Origin of the sequence: Pseudomonas brassicacearum subsp. neoaurantiaca, assembly GCF_013608025.1 — a bacterium.
In the GTDB taxonomy this organism is placed as follows: Bacteria; Pseudomonadota; Gammaproteobacteria; order Pseudomonadales; family Pseudomonadaceae; genus Aquipseudomonas.
The window spans coordinates 230607-247764 of the sequence record NZ_VDLV01000008.1; the positions used below are offsets into that span (position 1 = coordinate 230607).

The 17158-nt window shown below is 60.3% G+C and carries 16 protein-coding genes; 6 read left to right on the forward strand and 10 right to left on the reverse strand.

Annotated features, from left to right (window positions below; genetic code table 11):
- Nucleotides 1–126: 126 nt before the first annotated feature.
- Nucleotides 127–1260: an AGE family epimerase/isomerase gene (locus FHK92_RS06510; protein ID WP_181287364.1), complete on the forward strand. Its 1134-nt coding sequence runs from the start codon at nucleotides 127–129 to the stop codon at nucleotides 1258–1260.
- Between the two features lie 125 nt (nucleotides 1261–1385).
- Here the strand turns inward: FHK92_RS06510 and FHK92_RS06515 are convergent, their stop codons facing one another.
- The 8 genes from FHK92_RS06515 to amaB form a co-directional block, all read right to left on the reverse strand.
- The gene (locus FHK92_RS06515; RefSeq protein ID WP_072412002.1) at nucleotides 1386–2150 is read right to left on the reverse strand and encodes an SDR family oxidoreductase; all 765 of its coding nucleotides are present in this window, start codon (nucleotides 2148–2150) and stop codon (nucleotides 1386–1388) included.
- Nucleotides 2151–2999: 849 nt separating this feature from the next.
- On the reverse strand, nucleotides 3000–3716 hold the full coding sequence (locus FHK92_RS06520; RefSeq protein ID WP_181287365.1) for an ABC transporter ATP-binding protein: 717 nt from the start codon (nucleotides 3714–3716) through the stop codon (nucleotides 3000–3002).
- Complete coding sequence (locus FHK92_RS06525; protein WP_057448281.1) at nucleotides 3713–4585, reverse strand: ABC transporter ATP-binding protein; 873 nt, start codon at nucleotides 4583–4585, stop codon at nucleotides 3713–3715. The genes FHK92_RS06520 and FHK92_RS06525 overlap by 4 nt, the downstream gene beginning before the upstream one ends.
- On the reverse strand, nucleotides 4582–5862 hold the full coding sequence (gene livM, locus FHK92_RS06530; RefSeq protein ID WP_181287366.1) for a high-affinity branched-chain amino acid ABC transporter permease LivM: 1281 nt from the start codon (nucleotides 5860–5862) through the stop codon (nucleotides 4582–4584). The genes FHK92_RS06525 and livM overlap by 4 nt, the downstream gene beginning before the upstream one ends.
- Nucleotides 5863–5864: 2 nt before the next feature.
- The gene (locus tag FHK92_RS06535) at nucleotides 5865–6779 is read right to left on the reverse strand and encodes an ABC transporter permease subunit (RefSeq protein ID WP_181287367.1); all 915 of its coding nucleotides are present in this window, start codon (nucleotides 6777–6779) and stop codon (nucleotides 5865–5867) included.
- Nucleotides 6780–6943: 164 nt separating this feature from the next.
- Nucleotides 6944–8080, reverse strand: coding sequence for an ABC transporter substrate-binding protein (locus tag FHK92_RS06540; RefSeq protein WP_181287368.1), 1137 nt, complete (start codon nucleotides 8078–8080; stop codon nucleotides 6944–6946).
- A gap of 370 nt (nucleotides 8081–8450) precedes the next feature.
- Entirely contained in the window at nucleotides 8451–9734 is a 1284-nt protein-coding gene (gene amaA, locus FHK92_RS06545) for an L-pipecolate oxidase (protein ID WP_181287369.1), read from the reverse strand.
- Between the two features lie 152 nt (nucleotides 9735–9886).
- A complete protein-coding gene (gene amaB, locus FHK92_RS06550; RefSeq protein WP_181287370.1) occupies nucleotides 9887–11377 on the reverse strand; it encodes an L-piperidine-6-carboxylate dehydrogenase in 1491 nt (496 codons plus the stop codon).
- Between the two features lie 180 nt (nucleotides 11378–11557).
- On the opposite strand from amaB, the gene FHK92_RS06555 reads away from it, so the two are divergent.
- The 3 genes from FHK92_RS06555 (at nucleotide 11558) to nadE (ending at nucleotide 14754) form a co-directional block, all read left to right on the forward strand.
- Nucleotides 11558–12466, forward strand: coding sequence for a LysR family transcriptional regulator (locus FHK92_RS06555; protein ID WP_181287371.1), 909 nt, complete (start codon nucleotides 11558–11560; stop codon nucleotides 12464–12466).
- Between the two features lie 229 nt (nucleotides 12467–12695).
- Nucleotides 12696–13922 (forward strand): nicotinate phosphoribosyltransferase, encoded by a 1227-nt coding sequence (pncB, locus tag FHK92_RS06560; RefSeq protein WP_181287372.1) that lies wholly within the window; start codon nucleotides 12696–12698, stop codon nucleotides 13920–13922.
- 4 nt (nucleotides 13923–13926) lie between these two features.
- On the forward strand, nucleotides 13927–14754 hold the full coding sequence (gene nadE, locus FHK92_RS06565; RefSeq protein ID WP_181287373.1) for an ammonia-dependent NAD(+) synthetase: 828 nt from the start codon (nucleotides 13927–13929) through the stop codon (nucleotides 14752–14754).
- 180 nt (nucleotides 14755–14934) lie between these two features.
- Here nadE and azu read toward each other — a convergent pair whose 3' ends face one another.
- On the reverse strand, nucleotides 14935–15381 hold the full coding sequence (gene azu, locus FHK92_RS06570; RefSeq protein ID WP_181287374.1) for an azurin: 447 nt from the start codon (nucleotides 15379–15381) through the stop codon (nucleotides 14935–14937).
- Nucleotides 15382–15739: 358 nt separating this feature from the next.
- On the opposite strand from azu, the gene FHK92_RS06575 reads away from it, so the two are divergent.
- Together FHK92_RS06575 and FHK92_RS06580 are read left to right on the forward strand one after the other, a co-directional pair.
- A complete protein-coding gene (locus FHK92_RS06575; RefSeq protein WP_181287375.1) occupies nucleotides 15740–16327 on the forward strand; it encodes an LOG family protein in 588 nt (195 codons plus the stop codon).
- A gap of 68 nt (nucleotides 16328–16395) precedes the next feature.
- A complete protein-coding gene (locus FHK92_RS06580) occupies nucleotides 16396–16581 on the forward strand; it encodes a hypothetical protein (RefSeq protein WP_181287376.1) in 186 nt (61 codons plus the stop codon).
- An 85-nt stretch (nucleotides 16582–16666) separates the two neighbouring features.
- Here the strand turns inward: FHK92_RS06580 and FHK92_RS06585 are convergent, their stop codons facing one another.
- On the reverse strand, nucleotides 16667–17044 hold the full coding sequence (locus FHK92_RS06585; protein ID WP_181287377.1) for an NUDIX hydrolase: 378 nt from the start codon (nucleotides 17042–17044) through the stop codon (nucleotides 16667–16669).
- Nucleotides 17045–17158 lie beyond the last annotated feature (114 nt).

Genomic DNA, 17158 nt, shown 5'->3' on the forward strand with positions numbered 1-17158 from the left:
TGGTGTACACCGAACCCTGTGGGAGCGAGCTTGCTCGCGATGACGGACTTACAGGCGCCATCTCTCTGGAGTCGGCCACTCTGCTACCATGTCGCGCATTCGCCCCCGCTGTGACGACGTCCGCCAATGCCCGATGCTTCCCGCTCCGCCTCTTTGCCTGAACTGACCACTTTGTTCACCACGGTGCGCCAGCATTTTCACGACGTGATCGTGCCGATGTGGCAAGGCCCGGGCTGGAATGCAGAGTTGGCGTTGCCCTATGAATCCCTGGATGCGGAACACACACCGCTGCCGCCCCAGCGCTACCGCGCCATGGCCTGTGCACGACAGTTGTATGTGTTCGCCAGTCTGATTGGCGAAGTGCCCCAAGCCGAAGAACGGGCAAGCGCGCTGTTCCGCTCGCTGCAGCGGCATTTCCACGATGCCGAGCATGGCGGCTGGTTCTACAGCATCGACCCGCAAGGTGCTCCGCTGGACACCGGCAAAGACCTCTACACCCACGCGTTCATCCTGTTCGCCTGCGCCCACTACTGGGGCAAGGTTCGCGAGCCGTTGGTGGAATCAACGTTGAATGCCGCGCTGGAAGTGGTCACCCGACGTTTCGCCACCGGCGACGGCTTGTACGAGGCCAGCCTCGGACGAGACTGGTCGACCTGCCAATCCGGCCCGCTGCAAAATCCGCTGATGCACTTGGCAGAAGCCTTCCTTGCAGTCCTTTCGGTGCGCGACGACAGCCATGTCCGCCAAGCCTTGCTGAGCCTGTGTGATGCCATGTCCAGGCAGTTCGTGGACCCTGGGCAGAAGGTCATGATGGAAAAACCGCTCAAGGCTGTGGATAACTGGTTCGAGCCGGGCCACCAGTTCGAATGGTATTTCCTGCTGGCATCATCGCCCTTGTTACAGGGCGGCAAACTTCACGCGGCGCTGGAGCTCAGCTTCAGCCTTACCGAAGAACACGGCGTCGATCCGGATGGCGGCGCAGTGTGCGCGATGCTGAGCCTGGAGCCACAAACAACCCCACGCGACGCCACCCAACGCATCTGGGCCCAGGCGGAATACCTGCGGGCATTGACGTTGCGTTCTGGAAGCGACAGCGCCTTGCTGCGACAGCTGCAAGCATTGCAGCAGCAGTTCCTGCATCCCCGTGGCTGGAATGAATGCCTCGACGCCAATGGCAATGTCAGTCGCAGGGACATGCCGTCCACCACGCCGTATCACCTGTTGACCTGCTATCGCGGCCTGGCCGACTATCTGGCGTAACACGTTCCGTGGCGAGGGAGCTTGCTCCCGCTGGGTCGCGCAGCGGCCCCAAAAAGCCTACGACTGCTTCGCAGCCGAGCGGGGGCAAGCTCCCTCGCCACAAAAGCTCGTTTCTAGAACACCCGTCAGGCCTTGTTGCGCTCAATGGCAAACCCGGCCCATGTCTGGCTCACCGGCATCAGCTCCAAGCTGTTGATGTTGATGTGCGCCGGCGTGTTGAGCACCCAGAAAATCGTATCGGCGATGTCCTGTGGCTGAATCGGCTCCGCGCCCGCGTACGTCGCGTTGTAGCGTTCCTGGTCGCCGCCAAAGCGCACCAGGGAAAACTCGCTCTCGCACAGGCCCGGCTCGATGTTGCTCACCCGCACGCCCGTGCCTTGCAAGTCGCAACGCAGGTTGAGGGAGAACTGTTTGACGAACGCCTTGCTCGCGCCGTAGACGTGGCTGCCCGGATACGGGTAGTTGCCGGCAATGGAGCCCAAGTTGACGATCCCCGCCCCACGGCCATGGGCGATCAGGCGCGGCAGCAACAGGCGCGTGCTGTAGATCAGGCCTTTGACGTTGGTATCGACCATGGTGTCCCAATCGTCGAGGTCGCACTTGGGCGCCGGGTCGACGCCCAAGGCCAGGCCCGCGTTGTTGATCAGCCCGCGCAGCTTGGCGAAGGATGGCGGCAGGTTGGCGATGGCCTCCTCCATGGCCTTGCGATCACGCACATCCAATACCAGGCCATGGACTTCGGTCTGCTTCGACAGCTCGGCACAGAGGGCATTGAGGCGCTCTTCACGACGGCCGGTCAGCACCAGCTTCCAGCCTGCCTCGGCAAAACGACGGGCACAGGCCTCACCAAAACCGGACGTCGCGCCAGTGATAAACAGGGTGTCAGACATCGTGTTCTCCTTGCTTGGGCTTCAAACAGCCATTGAATGGAAATCGGCCCACAGCATGCCCGGCCTGGCCCGCCAGGGGCAAGGCTTGATCAACCGCTTTAGCGCCTTGCTGTACAAAAAACAATCAACCAGACCCAGGCCTTGCCCAACAAGGGCCGCAGCGGATTGCCCGCACGTTATCCACAGGCACGTCCACAGTAATCGGGGGCAACTGCAAATGCTGGAAGCCGCTGTGCATAAGGCTTTGCGGCGGCTTTTGAAAGTTTTTTCGCTTGACCTCGCAAGTAAGGTTGTGCAGCTGTAGTTATCTGCTATAAGCCTGCGCTCCATGCTAGATGGCTCCAAGCCAGTAACGACGGCCTTCAGCGCGGTCTTTCCAGAGTTTAATCACAGACTTATCCACAGGCCTGCCCATAGGCTTTCCAGCCCATTCCCCTGCCCATAAAACGGTTGACAACAGCCACTCCCGCTCGACCAAAAACACCTGATCAAAAAACGATCACAGCCTTGAAAGCCACGTATTCAAAGGGCTCCAGCCAGCTACTCCCACGTTATTCACAGCCAGCTCCACAGCAAACGGGGACAAGTCAAAACCGTGACAAAACAACTGTTTGCGGCGACTTTATGTCGCGGTTTCGCAGGGGCTCGAGATTGTTGTCCACAATTCCAAAAAACACACAGAACCCTTGTGGGAGCGAGCTTGCTCGCGATAGCGGTCTGTCAGCCGAAATTGGTTTACTGAACCGACGCTATCGCGAGCAAGCTCGCTCCCACAGGGAATTGCGGTGATATTGGAGATATAAAAAAACCGGCGATCACTCGCCGGTTTTCTTCATTGCAACAGCCGCCTCAATGCCCGCCCAGATACGCGTTGCGCACCTCTTCGTTGGCCAACAGTTCCTTGCCGGTGCCGGTCAGGCGGATTTCGCCGTTGACCATCACATAGGCCCGATCCGACAGCTTGAGCGCGTGGTTGGCGTTCTGCTCCACCAGGAAAATGGTCATCCCGGTGGAGGCCAGCTCACGCAGGGTGGCGAAGATCTGCTTCACCACGATCGGCGCCAACCCCAGGCTTGGCTCATCGAGCAGCAACAATTTGGGCCGACTCATCAAAGCCCGGGCAATGGCGAGCATTTGCTGCTCGCCGCCGGACATGGTCATGGCCCGCTGGTTGCGTCGCTCCTTGAGGCGCGGGAACAACTCGAACATGCGCTGCATGTCTTCGTTGGCGTATTTGTCACCGATGGGGATGGTACCCATCAGCAGGTTTTCCTCGACGGTCATGTCCGGGAATACCCGCCGCCCTTCCGGCGATTGCGCGATGCCGTTGGAAGCAATGTAGTGGGACGATTTATGCGTGATGTCCACGCCCTGGTAGATGATCTGCCCGCTCGCCGCCCGGGGCTGGCCGAAGATCGACATCAACAGCGTGGACTTGCCGGCCCCGTTGGAGCCGATCAGGCTTACGGTCTCGCCTTCGCCAATGTGCATCGAGACTTTCTTCAGGGCCTGGATCGGCCCGTAGAACACGTCCAATTCCTTGAGCTCGAGGATAGGTCCACTCATACCAATTCCTCTTCATCGGCACCCAGGTAAGCCGCGATCACTTTCGGATCGTTGCGAATCGCCTCGGGACCGCCCTCGGCGATCACGTTGCCGTGGTCCAGCACCACGATGTGGTCGGAAATGCTCATTACCATGCCCATGTCGTGTTCGATCAGCACCACGGTCAGATCATGCTCGTCGCGCAGCAGCCGGATCATCGCGCTCAGCGCTTCGGTTTCCTGAGGATTGAGGCCGGCGGCCGGTTCGTCGAGGCAGATGATCTGCGGACGCGTGCACATGGCCCGGGCGATTTCCAGGCGCCGTTGCTGGCCGTAGGAAAGCTCCCCTGCCAGGCGGTTGGCGCAATCCACCAGGTCCACCACTTCCAGCCAGTAGAAGGCGTGGTCGAGGGCGTCACTTTCAGCCTTGCGGTAGCCCTTGGTATTGAGGATGCCCGCCACCAGGCTGCGGTTGACCCACATGTGCTGGGCCACCAGCAGGTTTTCCAGCACCGACATTTCCTTGAACAGGCGAATGTTCTGGAAGGTACGCGCCAAACCGGCGCGGTTTACCAGGTGGGTGCCGCCGAACATCTTGTAGTACAGGCGGCTGGCGAAGGACTTCGGCGAGACGAAGTCGGTCGGGCGGAATGCTTCGCCCAACAGCTTGATCACGTTGGTCTGTTCACCACGGACATTGAGCTCGATTTTGCCACCCGAGGCTTTGTAGAAACCGGTCAGGCAGTTGAACACCGTGGTCTTGCCCGCGCCGTTGGGGCCGATCAGGGCAAAGATCGAGTTGCGCTTGACCTGGAGGCTGACGTCACTGAGAGCCTTGATGCCACCGAACTGCATCATCAGGTTTTCGACTTTGAGTACGACTTCGCTCATGGCGCTACCCCCTTGCGCGGCGTCACACCGGTACGGCTGATACGGATCAGGCCGCGTGGGCGCCAGATCATCATCAACACCATCAACACGCCGAACAGCAGCACCCGGTACTCGGAGAAGCTACGCAGCAGCTCCGGCGCCACGGTCAGCACGAATGCGGCGATGACCACGCCAACCGTCGAGCCCATGCCGCCCAGCACCACGATCGCCAGGATCAGCGCTGACTCGAAGAAGGTGAACGACGATGGATTGACGAAGCCCTGGTAGCTGGCGAAGAACACACCTGCCAGGCCGGCGGTGGAAGCACCGAGGGTGAATGCCGAGAGCTTGACCAGTACGTGGTTCAGGCCCATGGAGCGGCAGGCGATTTCATCTTCGCGCAAGGCTTCCCAGGCGCGACCGACCGGCATGCGGGTCAGGCGATGCTTGATATAGAGCACCAGCAGCACGGTGATGAACAGCACGATGTAGATGAACAGGAATTTGATATTGGGGTTGTAGTCGATGCCGAAGAACTCATGGAACGGCACGCCGCCATCCTTCGCTCGCCTGCCGAACTCCAGGCCCAGGAATGTAGGTGAAGGCACGGGCATGCCATTCGGCCCGCCGGTGAACGACAGCCAATTGTTCAGCACCAACCGGATGATCTCGCCGAAACCCAGGGTCACGATGGCCAGGTAATCACCGTGCATTCGCAACACCGGGAAGCCCAATATGCACCCCGCCATCGCCGCCGCGATGGCCGCCAGTGGCAATACGGTCCAGAAACCCAGGCCCAGGTATTGGTAGCCCAGCGCCAAGCCATAGGCGCCGATGGCGTAGAACGCCACGTAACCCAGGTCGAGCAGCCCGGCCAGGCCGACCACGATGTTCAGGCCCAGGCCCAACAGCACGTAGATCAGCCCGAGGATGACCACGGTGAGCACGTATTTGTTGGCGAAGAACGGAAACACGATGGCGATCACGATCAACGCCGGGATGATCCAGCGCAGGCGCGATTTGTAGTCCGGTGGCAGCACATGCACGCCGGAACCAGTGCTCTCGAACCCCTGGAGAATCTTCAGTCCCTTGGGGGTTTGCAGGAACAGGCTCAGGGCAAAGCGCCCGACCATCACGATCGCCACCAGCCAGCCCACGCGGGCCGGTTGCAGGTTGAAACTGTAGCCGTCGAGCACCACGCCGACGATCGGCCCGAACACGATCAGCGAGATCAGGCCGGCCAGGATCGCATCGATGACGCTTTTTTTGATATCAAGCGGTTTATTGGCAGCAGACATACTTATACCTTCGCCACGAGTGGGCGACCCAACAGGCCTTGGGGACGGAAAATCAGAATCAGCACCAGCAGCGAGAAACTGAACACGTCTTTGTAGTCGGAGTTGATCAGACCGGAGAACAGCGACTCGGAGATCCCGAGGATGATCCCGCCGAGCATGGCCCCAGGCAGGGAGCCGATGCCGCCGAGTACCGCCGCGGTGAACGCCTTTATGCCGATGATGAAACCGGCATAGAAGTCGAACGTGCCGTAGTTCATGGTGATCAGCACACCAGCGAGGGCCGCCATGGCCGCGCCGATGATGAACACATAGGAAATCACCCGGTCGGTGTTGATCCCCAGGATCGAGGCCATCTTGCGGTCTTGCTGGGTGGCGCGGCACATGCGGCCGAGCTTGGTGTACTTGATGATGTAGGTCAGCAAGGCCATCCCGGCGAATGCAGCGACCAGGATGAAAATCTTGGTGTAGGTGAGCTGTACGAAGCCAGTACCGATATCGACGCGCATGGCGCCTTCAAGCAGTGTCGGCACACCCTGTTGGCGGGCGCCCTGGCTGATCTGCGCGTAGTTCTGCAGGATCAGCGAGATGCCGATGGCGCTGATCAGCGGTGCCAGCCGGGTGGAGTTGCGCAGGGGTTTGTAGGCGACGCGTTCGATGACCCAACCGTAGACCCCGGTGACCACGACCGTGAACACGAGGGTGCCAAGGATCATCAGCGGAAAGGATTCGATACCGAAGTAAGCCAGCAGAGCCAGACTGATTGCCGCGAGGTAAGCGGAAATCATGTAAACCTCGCCGTGGGCGAAGTTGATCATGCCGATGATGCCATAGACCATTGTGTAGCCGATGGCGATCAGACCATAGACCGACCCGAGGGTCAGGCCATTGATCAGTTGCTGCAGGAAAATACCATCCATAACGCAATCTCACGCAGTGAGAACCTGCACCCCCGAGGGCGTGCGGTTCTTCTAAGGAAAATACAGATTTACGTCGGAGCAATGTCAGGCGCGATTGGCAAGCGCCCCTTGGAAACCGGGAATTATCCCGGACTCCAAAGGGGCCTGGACGATCGTTTCAGCCCTTACTTCTGTTTTTCCAACTGGTGGTATTTGCCGTCCTTGTCCCACTGGTAGACCACGTAGTCGGAGACTTTCAGGTCGCCCTTGGAATCCCAGGTTTTTTCGCCCATGACGGTTTTCACAGGGTTGGCTTTCAGCCACTTGGCAGCTTCTTCGCCCTTGTTGGACTTGGCGCCGTTGAAGCCGGCGGCCAGGGCCTGGACCGACGCGTAGGCGTACAGGGTGTAGCCTTCAGGCTCGACGCCCTGGGCACGGAAAGCGTCCACTACGGCCTTGCTGTCCGGCAGCAGGCGTGGGTCGGCGCCGAAGGTCATGTACACGCCATCGACGTATTGCGCGCCGCCAGCGGTGGTGACCAGTTCGTCGGTGACGATGCCGTCATCGGACATGAACTTCACGTCCTTGAGGCCTTGCTCGCGCAACTGGCGAACCAGCGGGCCGGCTTCCGGATGCAGGCCGCCGAAGTAGACCACGTCGGCACCGGCCGAACGGATCTTGGTAACCACGGCGCTGAAGTCTTTTTCGCCACGGGTCAGGCCTTCGTACAACACCGGGGTCACGCCACGCTTGGCCAGTTGCGCCTTGGTAGCGTCCGCCAGGCCTTGGCCGTAGGTGTCCTTGTCGTGCAGCACGACGACTTTCTTGCCCTTGAGCACGTCGACGATGTAGTCGCCAGCCACGATGCCTTGCTGGTCGTCACGACCGCACATGCGGAACATCGCGCTCAGGCCACGCTCGGTCACGGCCGGGTTGGTCGAACCGGGGGTCATGGCGATGATGCCGGCTTCGTCATAGACCTCGGAGGCCGGGATGGTGTTGGACGAACAGAAGTGCCCGACCACGCCGATTACCTTGTCCTGGTCAACCAGGCGGTTGGCCACGGCCACGGCCTGCTTGGGTTCGCAGGCATCGTCACCGGGAACCAGCACGATCTTTTCGCCGTTGACGCCACCCGCTTTGTTGATGACATCGGCCGCTGCCTGCGCACCTTTCATGTACTGCTCGCCAAACGCAGCGTTGGCACCGGTCATCGGTCCCGCCACACCGAATTTCACATCAGCTTGAGCAAACGCAGAAACACCCAGCGCAGTTGCCACTGCGAGGGCCAGGAAACCTTTCTTGTAAAACGTCTGGGACATGAGGTGGTGCTCCAAGGTTTTTTTTAGTTGGCACTGCGACTTCACTTCACTGAAAAGCTCAGAGCAAGGGCCGTGCCATCGGTTTTTTATTCTGAAAAAAGTCGCTGCTTTATTGTTATTTCGACTGTTTCGGGCCCTTTTTCACAGGGCGTGCAACCGTCTAAACCGCACGAGGTGCAACCTTATTTACAGGTAGGTGAAACCCTCCATGAGCCATCATTGCAACCGCCGCGTGAAACGGCGTGCAACCACTGTGTAACAACCTGCGTCACCGAACTGCACACTGTCGGTGCAGCGCTGCTACAACCCGCACCATAACAGGCTAGACGCTGGGCGGGAAAACGCCGCAGACCGTAACACTTTTCAACAATCAGATGACGATCCGCAAGCACTGGCCTGCGTGATACAGCGAAAAACCGGCTTCATACAGGCAACTGCGCAAGCCAACCCCGGCCAAAGGCTGCATGGGCGCGAAGGGAATCGGCAAAGCCTTGGCATCGCCATGGCACAGGTAGTCGGCAAATGCCTTGCCGACCACGGTGCCGGTGGTCACGCCGCGACCGTTGTAACCGGTGACCGCCACCAGGCCGGGCGCCGGCTCGAACAGACGCATCAGGTGGTCGGGCGTGAAGGCAATGCAACCGGTCCAGGTGCATTCCCACTCCACCGACTTGAGATAGGGGAAGTAATGCTGCTGCACCCGATCGGCCCAGGCCTTGAGGAACCAGGTGGGCTTGCGATTGCCGTTGCCCAGGCTGCCCAGCAGCAAACGGCCGTCCTTGTCCCGGCGGATGCTGCTCAGCACCTGGCGGGTATCCCAGGAACCCTGCCCGCCCGGCAGGATACGGCGGGCAGCCTCGTCGTCCAGCGGGACCGAGGCGACCTGATAGTAATAGCCGGGGAAGAAATTACGCCGCAGTTCGGTCCAGTCGCCCTCTGTGTAGGCATTGGAGGCGATCACGACTTGCTCGGCCAGCACCGAACCCTGGGCGGTCTGCACCGACCAGCGTTGACCCTGGCGTTCCAGGCGCGTGACGGGCGAATGGTCGAACATCTGGGCTCCAAGGTCCTTGGCGGCCTTGGCCAATCCACTGGCGTAGGCCATCGGATTGAGCGTGCCGGCCCGCCGGTCGAGCAGCGCCGCGGCGATCTTGTCGGTGCCGGTGGCATCGGCACAGGCTTGGCCCGTGAGCAACTCAACCGGGGCGCCACGGCGTTTCCACTGTTCCTCGCGGCTGCGCAAGTCCGCCTCGCCCCGGGCGTTATGGGCCATGTGCAAGGTGCCTTCGCGGCGCAACTGGCAATCGATGTTGTATTTGTCTACAAGGCTGAAAACCAACGCCGGCGCGGCGCCCAGCATACGGTTGAGCTGGCTGCCCACCGCCTCGCCGAACCCGGCTTCAATGTCATCCGGCGGGATCCACAGGCCGGCGTTCACCAGCCCGACATTGCGCCCCGACCCACCGTGCCCGGCCCGATGCGCTTCCACCACCGCGACACGCTTGCCCTGCTCCAGCAAATGCACCGCCGCCGACAGCCCGGTAAAGCCTGCGCCGATGATGCAGACGTCTACCGTGACCTCGCCGGTGAGCGCAGTGTTTTCAGGCCTTTGTGGCGTCAGTGTTTCCCACAGACATTCTTCACGTAACGGCATTGCCAGACTCCAACGGAAACCCAACAAACACACAATTCAATGTGGGAGCGAGCCTGCTCGCGAAGCGGTTTGTCTGCCAACTTCCACCTTGGCTGATCCGACGCTTTCGCGAGCAGGCTCGCTCCCACAGGGGACTTATTGTCGACTCGATATCAGTCGAAGGTAATCCCTTGCGCCAACGGCAACTCCAGCGAGTAGTTCACGGTGTTGGTCTGGCGGCGCATGTAGCCACGCCATGCATCGGAGCCGGACTCGCGACCGCCGCCGGTTTCCTTTTCGCCACCGAAGGCGCCACCGATTTCCGCGCCGCTCGGGCCGATGTTGACGTTGGCGATGCCGCAGTCGCTGCCCACCGCCGACATGAACTGCTCGGCTTCACGCACGTCGGTGGTGAAGATGCACGACGACAGGCCTTGGGGCACGGAGTTGTTCAGGTGCAGCGCTTCGGCGAAGTCCTTGTAGCCGACCACATAAAGGATCGGCGCGAAGGTTTCATGGCGCACCACGTCGCTCTGCTCCGGCATCTCGACGATGGCGGGCGAGACGTAATAGGCATTCGGGAACTGGTCTTCGAGCTGGCGCTTGCCGCCAAATACCCGCCCGCCTTCGCTCAGGGCCTGCTCCAGCGCGTCCTGCATGTTCTCGAAGCTTTGCTTGTCGATCAGCGGCCCGACCAGGTTGCCTTCCAGCGGGTGGCCGATGCGCACTTTCGAATAGGCGGCCTTGAGGCGGGTGACGATTTCTTCCTTCACTGATTCATGGGCGATCAACCGGCGCAGGGTGGTGCAACGCTGGCCTGCGGTGCCGACGGCGCTGAACAGGATGGCGCGCACGGCCATGTCCAGGTCAGCGCTCGGGGCCAGGATCATGGCGTTGTTGCCGCCCAGTTCGAGGATGCTGCGGGCGAAACGCGCCGCGACTTTCGGCGCCACTTCGCGCCCCATGCGGGTGCTGCCGGTGGCGCTGATCAACGCTACGCGCGGGTCATCCACCAAGGCTTCGCCGGCATCGCGGCCGCCGATGATCACTTGGCTCAGGTACGGCGGCGCATCGCTGAAGTTGTTCAGCACGCGCTCGAACAATGCCTGGCACGCCAGGGCGGTCAGCGGCGTCTTCTCCGACGGTTTCCAGATCACCGAGTTGCCGCAGACCAGGGCCAGCGTGGTGTTCCAGGCCCAGACCGCGACAGGAAAGTTGAAGGCGCTGATCACACCGACCACGCCCAGCGGGTGCCAGGTTTCACGCATGTGATGGCCAGGGCGTTCGGACGCGATGGTCAGGCCGTACAACTGGCGGGACAGGCCGACGGCGAAATCGCAGATGTCGATCATCTCCTGCACTTCGCCCAGGCCTTCCTGGGTGATCTTGCCGGCTTCCCACGACACCAGCTCGCCGAGGTCGGCCTTGTATTCACGCAGCAGGTCGCCAAATTGGCGCACCAGCTCGCCACGGCGGGGAGCCGGCACCTTGCGCCACAGGTCGAACGCATGCTCGGCCCGACTGACCTGCTGCTCGACTTCGGCAGCGCCTTCCCAGTTCACCGCACCGATGCGACTGCCATCGATGGGCGAATGCACAGGCTGTGTGCCGTTCTGGTACAGGGCCGGGTCGACGCCCAGACGATCAAGCAATGCAGCAACCATGGGTAAATTCCTCAAGCGAAAGACAATGGGTTGGCAGCCGGACGAACACGGCTGATCAGACCTGTAGTTGTAGCTGGCCCGAGACTTGCCAACAAACGACCTTTAAGCGAGATATCATTCCGTTTATTCATGCTGACCTGATTACAGGACAAGCAGAGCGACCAGAACCAAGGCCCCGTCATGCTCAATAAACGTTATTTGCCGTCGATCACGGCGTTGCAGTGCTTCGAGGCGGTGACCCGTCACCTGAGCTTCACCCGCGCCGCCGAAGAGCTGAACTTGACCCAGAGCGCCGTCAGCAAACAGGTCGCACAACTGGAAGAGCTGCTGCAGCACCTGCTGTTTCGTCGCGTGCGCCGACGCCTGCAACTGACACCCGCTGGCGATTTGTACTTGGGAGAAGTACGAAAAATCCTCACCCAAGTCGAGATGTCGACCCATTACTTGCGATCCTACGGAGGCGACACCGAAGTACTACGAGTCTCCACGCCGCCGACGTTTGGTGCCCGCTGGCTGGTCCCTCGCCTCAAGGGCTGGCGCCTGCGCCATCCGAGCATTCACTTGGATCTCTGCAGCGAGCAGGAAGCCGATGACTTGCAGCAGGGACGCAGCGACCTGGCGTTCTATTTCGGCCAGGCCTCACGGCCCGGAACTGAATCCTTGAAGCTGTTCGGCGAAGAACTGGTACCCGTCTGCGCACCGGGCAGCCTGCCGGACCAGCCTTTCACCGACCCGACGCAACTGGCCGATCTGGTCCTGCTGCAAAACGCCTCGCGCCCCCAGGCCTGGCACGACTGGTTCGATGATCAGGGCTACCACACTGAACACAGCTATCACGGGCCGCGCTTCGAAACTTTTTACATGTGCATCCGCGCCGCACAGGTCGGCTGCGGCGTTGCGCTGCTGCCCAGGTTCCTTGTGGAAGAAGAACTGTCCGACGGCAAGCTGGTCATTCCCTGGCAACATGCAATGCCCAGCACCAACGCCTATTACCTGGCGTACCCGGAACGTTCGGCGGAGGTGCCCAAGGTGCGGATGTTCGTGGAATGGATGCTTGAGCAGATTGACGGTGCCAGCACAGCCGCCTAGCCGCTGCGATGCGGCCTTGTGGCGAGGGGATTTATCCCCGCTGGACTGCGCAGCAGTCCCAGAGAAAGATGGGACGCTACGCGTCCAGCGGGGATAAATCCCCTCGCCACAAAGGCCTGTGAGGCAAAAAACACTGGCAATACCTATGAGGGTTATGCGCCACTAGCCCTTTCACCATGAACTGCCGTACGCCGCTGCCGCCGCAGCTACCTGTCTGGAGATTGCCGTTATGAGCGAGAGCGTGTTTGCCGATCGCATCGTGCAGAACCTGCTCGACACCGACTTCTACAAACTGACGATGATGCAGGCGGTGCTGCATAACTACCCTAACGTCGAAGTGGAATGGGAGTTTCGTTGCCGTAACAGCGAGGACCTGCGCCCGTATCTGGCGGAGATCCGCTTCCAGATCGAGCGCCTGGCCGAACTGAGCCTGAGCGCCGATCAGTTGAGCTTCCTGGAACGCATCAGCTTCCTGAAACCGGATTTCCTGCGTTTCCTGGGCCTGTTTCGTTTCAACCTGCGCTACGTGCACACCGGCATCGAGAACGGCGAGTTGTTTATCCGCCTGCGCGGGCCGTGGCTGCATGTGATTCTGTTCGAAGTGCCATTGCTGGCCATTGTCAGCGAGGTGCGCAACCGCTATCGCTACCGTGAAATTGTCCTGGAACAGGCGCGGGAACAGCTTTATCGCAAGTTCGACTGGCTGAGCGCCAACGCCAGCGTAGAGGAATTATCCGAACTGCAAGTGGCCGACTTCGGCACCCGTCGTCGCTTTTCCTACCGGACCCAGGAAGAAGTGGTGAACGTGCTCAAGCACGACTTCCCCGGACGCTTCGTCGGCACCAGCAACGTGCATCTGTCCCGGGAGCTGGACATGAAACCCTTGGGCACCATGGCCCACGAGTGGATCATGGCCCACCAGCAACTGGGCCCTCGGCTGATCGACAGCCAGATCGCCGCGCTCGACTGCTGGGTCCGTGAATACCGAGGCCTGCTGGGCATCGCACTGACCGATTGCATCACCATGGACGCCTTTCTCAAGGACTTCGATCTGTTCTTCGCCAAGCTGTTCGACGGCTTGCGCCATGATTCGGGCGACCCGGTGATCTGGGCCGAAAAAGCCATCGCCCACTATCACCAGTTGGGCATCGACCCGATGAGCAAGACCCTGGTGTTCTCCGACAGCCTGACATTGCCCAAATGCCTGGAGATTTTTCGGGCGTTGCGTGGTCGCATAAATGTGAGCTTTGGTATCGGGACCAACCTGACCTGCGACATTCCAGGCGTGGAACCCATGAGCATCGTGCTTAAAATGATCAGCTGTGATGGGCAACCCGTGGCCAAGATTTCAGACGAGCCCGGCAAGACCCACTGCAAGGACCCGAATTTCGTCGCCTATATGCGACATGTTTTCCAAGTACCTGCCGCCCTTTCTGGCACATCAAGCAAGGAGTGAATTCATGCAAGCCGTACAGCGTGAGATAGCTGAACAGCTCAAGGTCCAGCCACCGTTCGCCGATGACGCCGCCCTCAAGGCCGAAATCGCCCGCCGGGTGGGCTTCATCCAGGATTGCCTCGTCAATTCCGGGCTCAAGAGCCTGGTGCTGGGTATCAGCGGCGGCGTCGATTCGTTGACCGCAGGCCTGTTGGCCCAACGTGCCGTGCGTGAACTGCGGGAAAAAACCGGCAACGCGGCGTACAAGTTCATCGCCGTGCGCCTGCCGTACGAAACCCAGTTCGACGAACACGAAGCCCAGGCTTGTGTCGATTTCATCGAGCCGGATGAGCGCCACACGGTCAACATCGGCCCGGCGGTCAAGGCCTTGGCCGAGCAAGTCGCGGCGTTCGAAGGCAAGGCGGTGGTTTCGCGGGATTTCGTGCTGGGCAATACCAAAGCGCGGATGCGCATGGTGGCGCAATACACCATCGCCGGTGCCGAGCAAGGCCTGGTGATCGGCACCGACCACGCGGCTGAAGCGGTCATGGGTTTCTTCACCAAGTTTGGTGACGGCGCCTGCGACCTGGCGCCGTTGAGCGGGCTGGTGAAAAACCAGGTCCGGGCCATTGCCCGTGACTTTGGCGCGCCGGAATCATTGGTGGAAAAAGTCCCCACCGCCGACCTCGAAGACCTGTCGCCGGGCAAGCCGGACGAAGCGTCCCACGGCGTGACCTACGCCGAGATCGACGCGTTCCTGCACGGCCAACCGATTCGCGAAGAAGCCGCCAGGATCATTTGCGACACCTATCGCAAGACCGAGCACAAGCGAGTGATGCCGTACGCGCCGTAATCACCATTGGTGGACAGTCTCCTGTGGGAGCGAGCTTGCTCGCGATGGCGGTGGATCAGCTTGCATTGATGCTGAATGTACTGCCGTTATCGCGAGCAAGCTCGCTCCCACAAGAGATATTTGCCTGGTATAAAAAAAGCGCCCTGCACGGGGGCGCTTTTTTTTGTTCCGGAAAATTGATTACTTCAGGGTCACCGTGCCTTTCATCATCGAGATGTGGCCAGGGAACGAGCAGAAGAAGCCGTACTTCTCGGAGGCGCTGAGTTTCGACACGTCGAAGGTCACCGAGTCTTTCTCGCCGGCGCCGATGATCTTGGTGTGGGCAATGATGCGAGCATCGCCTTCCTTCAGGTAGTTCTTGTCGATACCGGCGCCCAGGCCATCGGTGGCGATCGGCTGCATGTCAGCCTCTTTGCTCAGCACCCAGTTATGGCCCATGACGTTCTTCGGCAAGCTGCCGGAGTGAGTCAGCTCAACGGTGAAGGTCTTGCAGCTCTTGTCGATTTCGATGGCCTTGGTGTTGAAGGACATCTGGTCGGTCGAATCGATGGTGGTCTTGCACTCCGCTGCCATCAGTTGGCTGCTGGCCAGCGTCAACAGGGAAACTGCTACAAGTTTGGCGAACATCATGAATCTCCAAGGCATGGTTAACAAAATTCCGTCAAAGGGGAAGACTGCCTGATTTTCCAGCAAGTTCCTATGACCTGTGTCAAAGATTGTATACAACTTAAGACTATCAGCCTGATGGACAGAATCAACCAGCCAGAAGTATGGGTCACCCCCTAAGATCGGCTCCATCACCTACTGGAGCAACCGTCATGAACTTCAACAGCCTGTTGTGCAGCTTGCTCGCCGCCTACGCCTGCGGCGCCAGCGGTACCTACGAAAAACCTCGGCGCGAGGTTTGATTTCTTTGCGCAACAATTCCTTTGCGCAACAAAGGGCAGGCTTTACTCTGGACCGGTTACCGATCAGGGAGTAAAGCATGTCCATCGCATCAGTTTGTGTATTTTGCGGCGCCAGCACCGGCGCGAACCCAGCCTATCGCGAAGCGGCCCAGGCTTTGGGGCGCGCGCTGGCGGAACGAAAGCTGACCCTGGTCTACGGCGGTGGCGCGGTCGGCCTGATGGGCATCGTCGCCGATGCGGCCCTCGCGGCGGGCGGCGAAGTGATTGGCATTATCCCGCAAAGCCTGAAGGACAAGGAAATCGGACACAGTGGCCTGACGCGCCTGGAAGTGGTGGACGGCATGCACGCGCGCAAGGCCCGCATGGCCGAACTCAGCGATGCCTTCATCGCCCTGCCCGGCGGCCTCGGCACGCTGGAAGAACTGTTCGAAGTCTGGACCTGGGGCCAGCTCGGCTACCATGGCAAACCGCTGGGGCTGCTGGAAGTGAACGGTTTCTACAGCAAGCTCACCGGTTTTCTGGATCATATCGTCGGCGAAGGTTTCGTCCGCGCGCCGCATCGTGACATGCTGCAAGTGAGCGATTCACCGCAGAACCTGCTCGATGCGCTGGACGAATGGCAGCCATCGATCCCGCCGAAGTGGGCCGAACAAAAACCCAGCTAACGGCTCGGCCCCGATACAGGGCAGAATACGCGCCGCTCAACCTCACCTTCGACCCCAGAGGATCGCCCATGGCCAAACCCAATTATTCCTTCGCCAAACGTCAGAGAGACTTGGCCAAGGAGCAGAAGAAAGAGGAAAAGCTCCAACGCAAGAAAGCCAGCGCAGAAGAAGCAGCACTAGACCCGGATGCCGAAGGCGACGTGGCGGCGGAAGCTGATGTCGATGCACCGAAAGATCAGGCTCCCGACGTCTGATATCCCCACTTGGACCCGATGATCGATCCGGTCCAACGGTTTGTGTCCAGGGCTGGCAGCCTCGCTGCCGGTCCTTGCAAACCCGCTATATCCCCAACGCCTTCACGATCGACAAGCGATAGCCGTCAGGCAAATTGGCCGGCAATCGCCCCGGTTCGAACAGCCCGATCTCCTTGTGCTCATGACTGATCACCGGCACGAAACCGCCCTGCAATTGGCAGCGGTAGGTGGAGATGAAGATGTGCTTGCCTGGGATCACCTCGAATAGATACGAATCCAGCGGCGCCCCCACGCAGACCTCGACCGCCAGTTCCTCGGCAATCTCCCGCGCCAGGCATTGCGGCGCCGTTTCGCCCAATTCGATCCGCCCGCCGGGCAGCTCCCATTCGTCCCGCTCGTTGAGCATCAGCACAACCAGGCCTTCGGGGGATTGCAGCACGCCTTTGATGGAAACCGGGAACATATAGAAGTCTCATTGTTAATCAGTTCCCCTGTGGCGAGGGAGCTTGCTCCCGCTGGGCCGCGAAGCGGTCCAAAGATTTTACGGTCGCTGCGCAACCGAGCGGGAGCAAGCTCC

Excerpts from the sequence above, each read along its gene's own strand:
- azu (WP_181287374.1), bottom strand. The coding sequence starts at position 15,381 with ATGTTCGCCAAACTTGTAGCAGTTTCCCTGTTGACGCTGGCCAGCAGC.
- pncB (WP_181287372.1), top strand. The coding sequence starts at position 12,696 with ATGAGCGAGAGCGTGTTTGCCGATCGCATCGTGCAGAACCTGCTCGAC.
- nadE (WP_181287373.1), top strand. The coding sequence starts at position 13,927 with ATGCAAGCCGTACAGCGTGAGATAGCTGAACAGCTCAAGGTCCAGCCA.
- FHK92_RS06580 (WP_181287376.1), top strand. The coding sequence starts at position 16,396 with ATGGCCAAACCCAATTATTCCTTCGCCAAACGTCAGAGAGACTTGGCC.
- FHK92_RS06540 (WP_181287368.1), bottom strand. The coding sequence starts at position 8,080 with ATGTCCCAGACGTTTTACAAGAAAGGTTTCCTGGCCCTCGCAGTGGCA.
- FHK92_RS06535 (WP_181287367.1), bottom strand. The coding sequence starts at position 6,779 with ATGGATGGTATTTTCCTGCAGCAACTGATCAATGGCCTGACCCTCGGG.
- FHK92_RS06585 (WP_181287377.1), bottom strand. The coding sequence starts at position 17,044 with ATGTTCCCGGTTTCCATCAAAGGCGTGCTGCAATCCCCCGAAGGCCTG.
- livM (WP_181287366.1), bottom strand. The coding sequence starts at position 5,862 with ATGTCTGCTGCCAATAAACCGCTTGATATCAAAAAAAGCGTCATCGAT.
- FHK92_RS06510 (WP_181287364.1), top strand. The coding sequence starts at position 127 with ATGCCCGATGCTTCCCGCTCCGCCTCTTTGCCTGAACTGACCACTTTG.
- amaA (WP_181287369.1), bottom strand. The coding sequence starts at position 9,734 with ATGCCGTTACGTGAAGAATGTCTGTGGGAAACACTGACGCCACAAAGG.
- amaB (WP_181287370.1), bottom strand. The coding sequence starts at position 11,377 with ATGGTTGCTGCATTGCTTGATCGTCTGGGCGTCGACCCGGCCCTGTAC.
- FHK92_RS06515 (WP_072412002.1), bottom strand. The coding sequence starts at position 2,150 with ATGTCTGACACCCTGTTTATCACTGGCGCGACGTCCGGTTTTGGTGAG.
- FHK92_RS06555 (WP_181287371.1), top strand. The coding sequence starts at position 11,558 with ATGCTCAATAAACGTTATTTGCCGTCGATCACGGCGTTGCAGTGCTTC.
- FHK92_RS06520 (WP_181287365.1), bottom strand. The coding sequence starts at position 3,716 with ATGAGTGGACCTATCCTCGAGCTCAAGGAATTGGACGTGTTCTACGGG.
- FHK92_RS06525 (WP_057448281.1), bottom strand. The coding sequence starts at position 4,585 with ATGAGCGAAGTCGTACTCAAAGTCGAAAACCTGATGATGCAGTTCGGT.
- FHK92_RS06575 (WP_181287375.1), top strand. The coding sequence starts at position 15,740 with ATGTCCATCGCATCAGTTTGTGTATTTTGCGGCGCCAGCACCGGCGCG.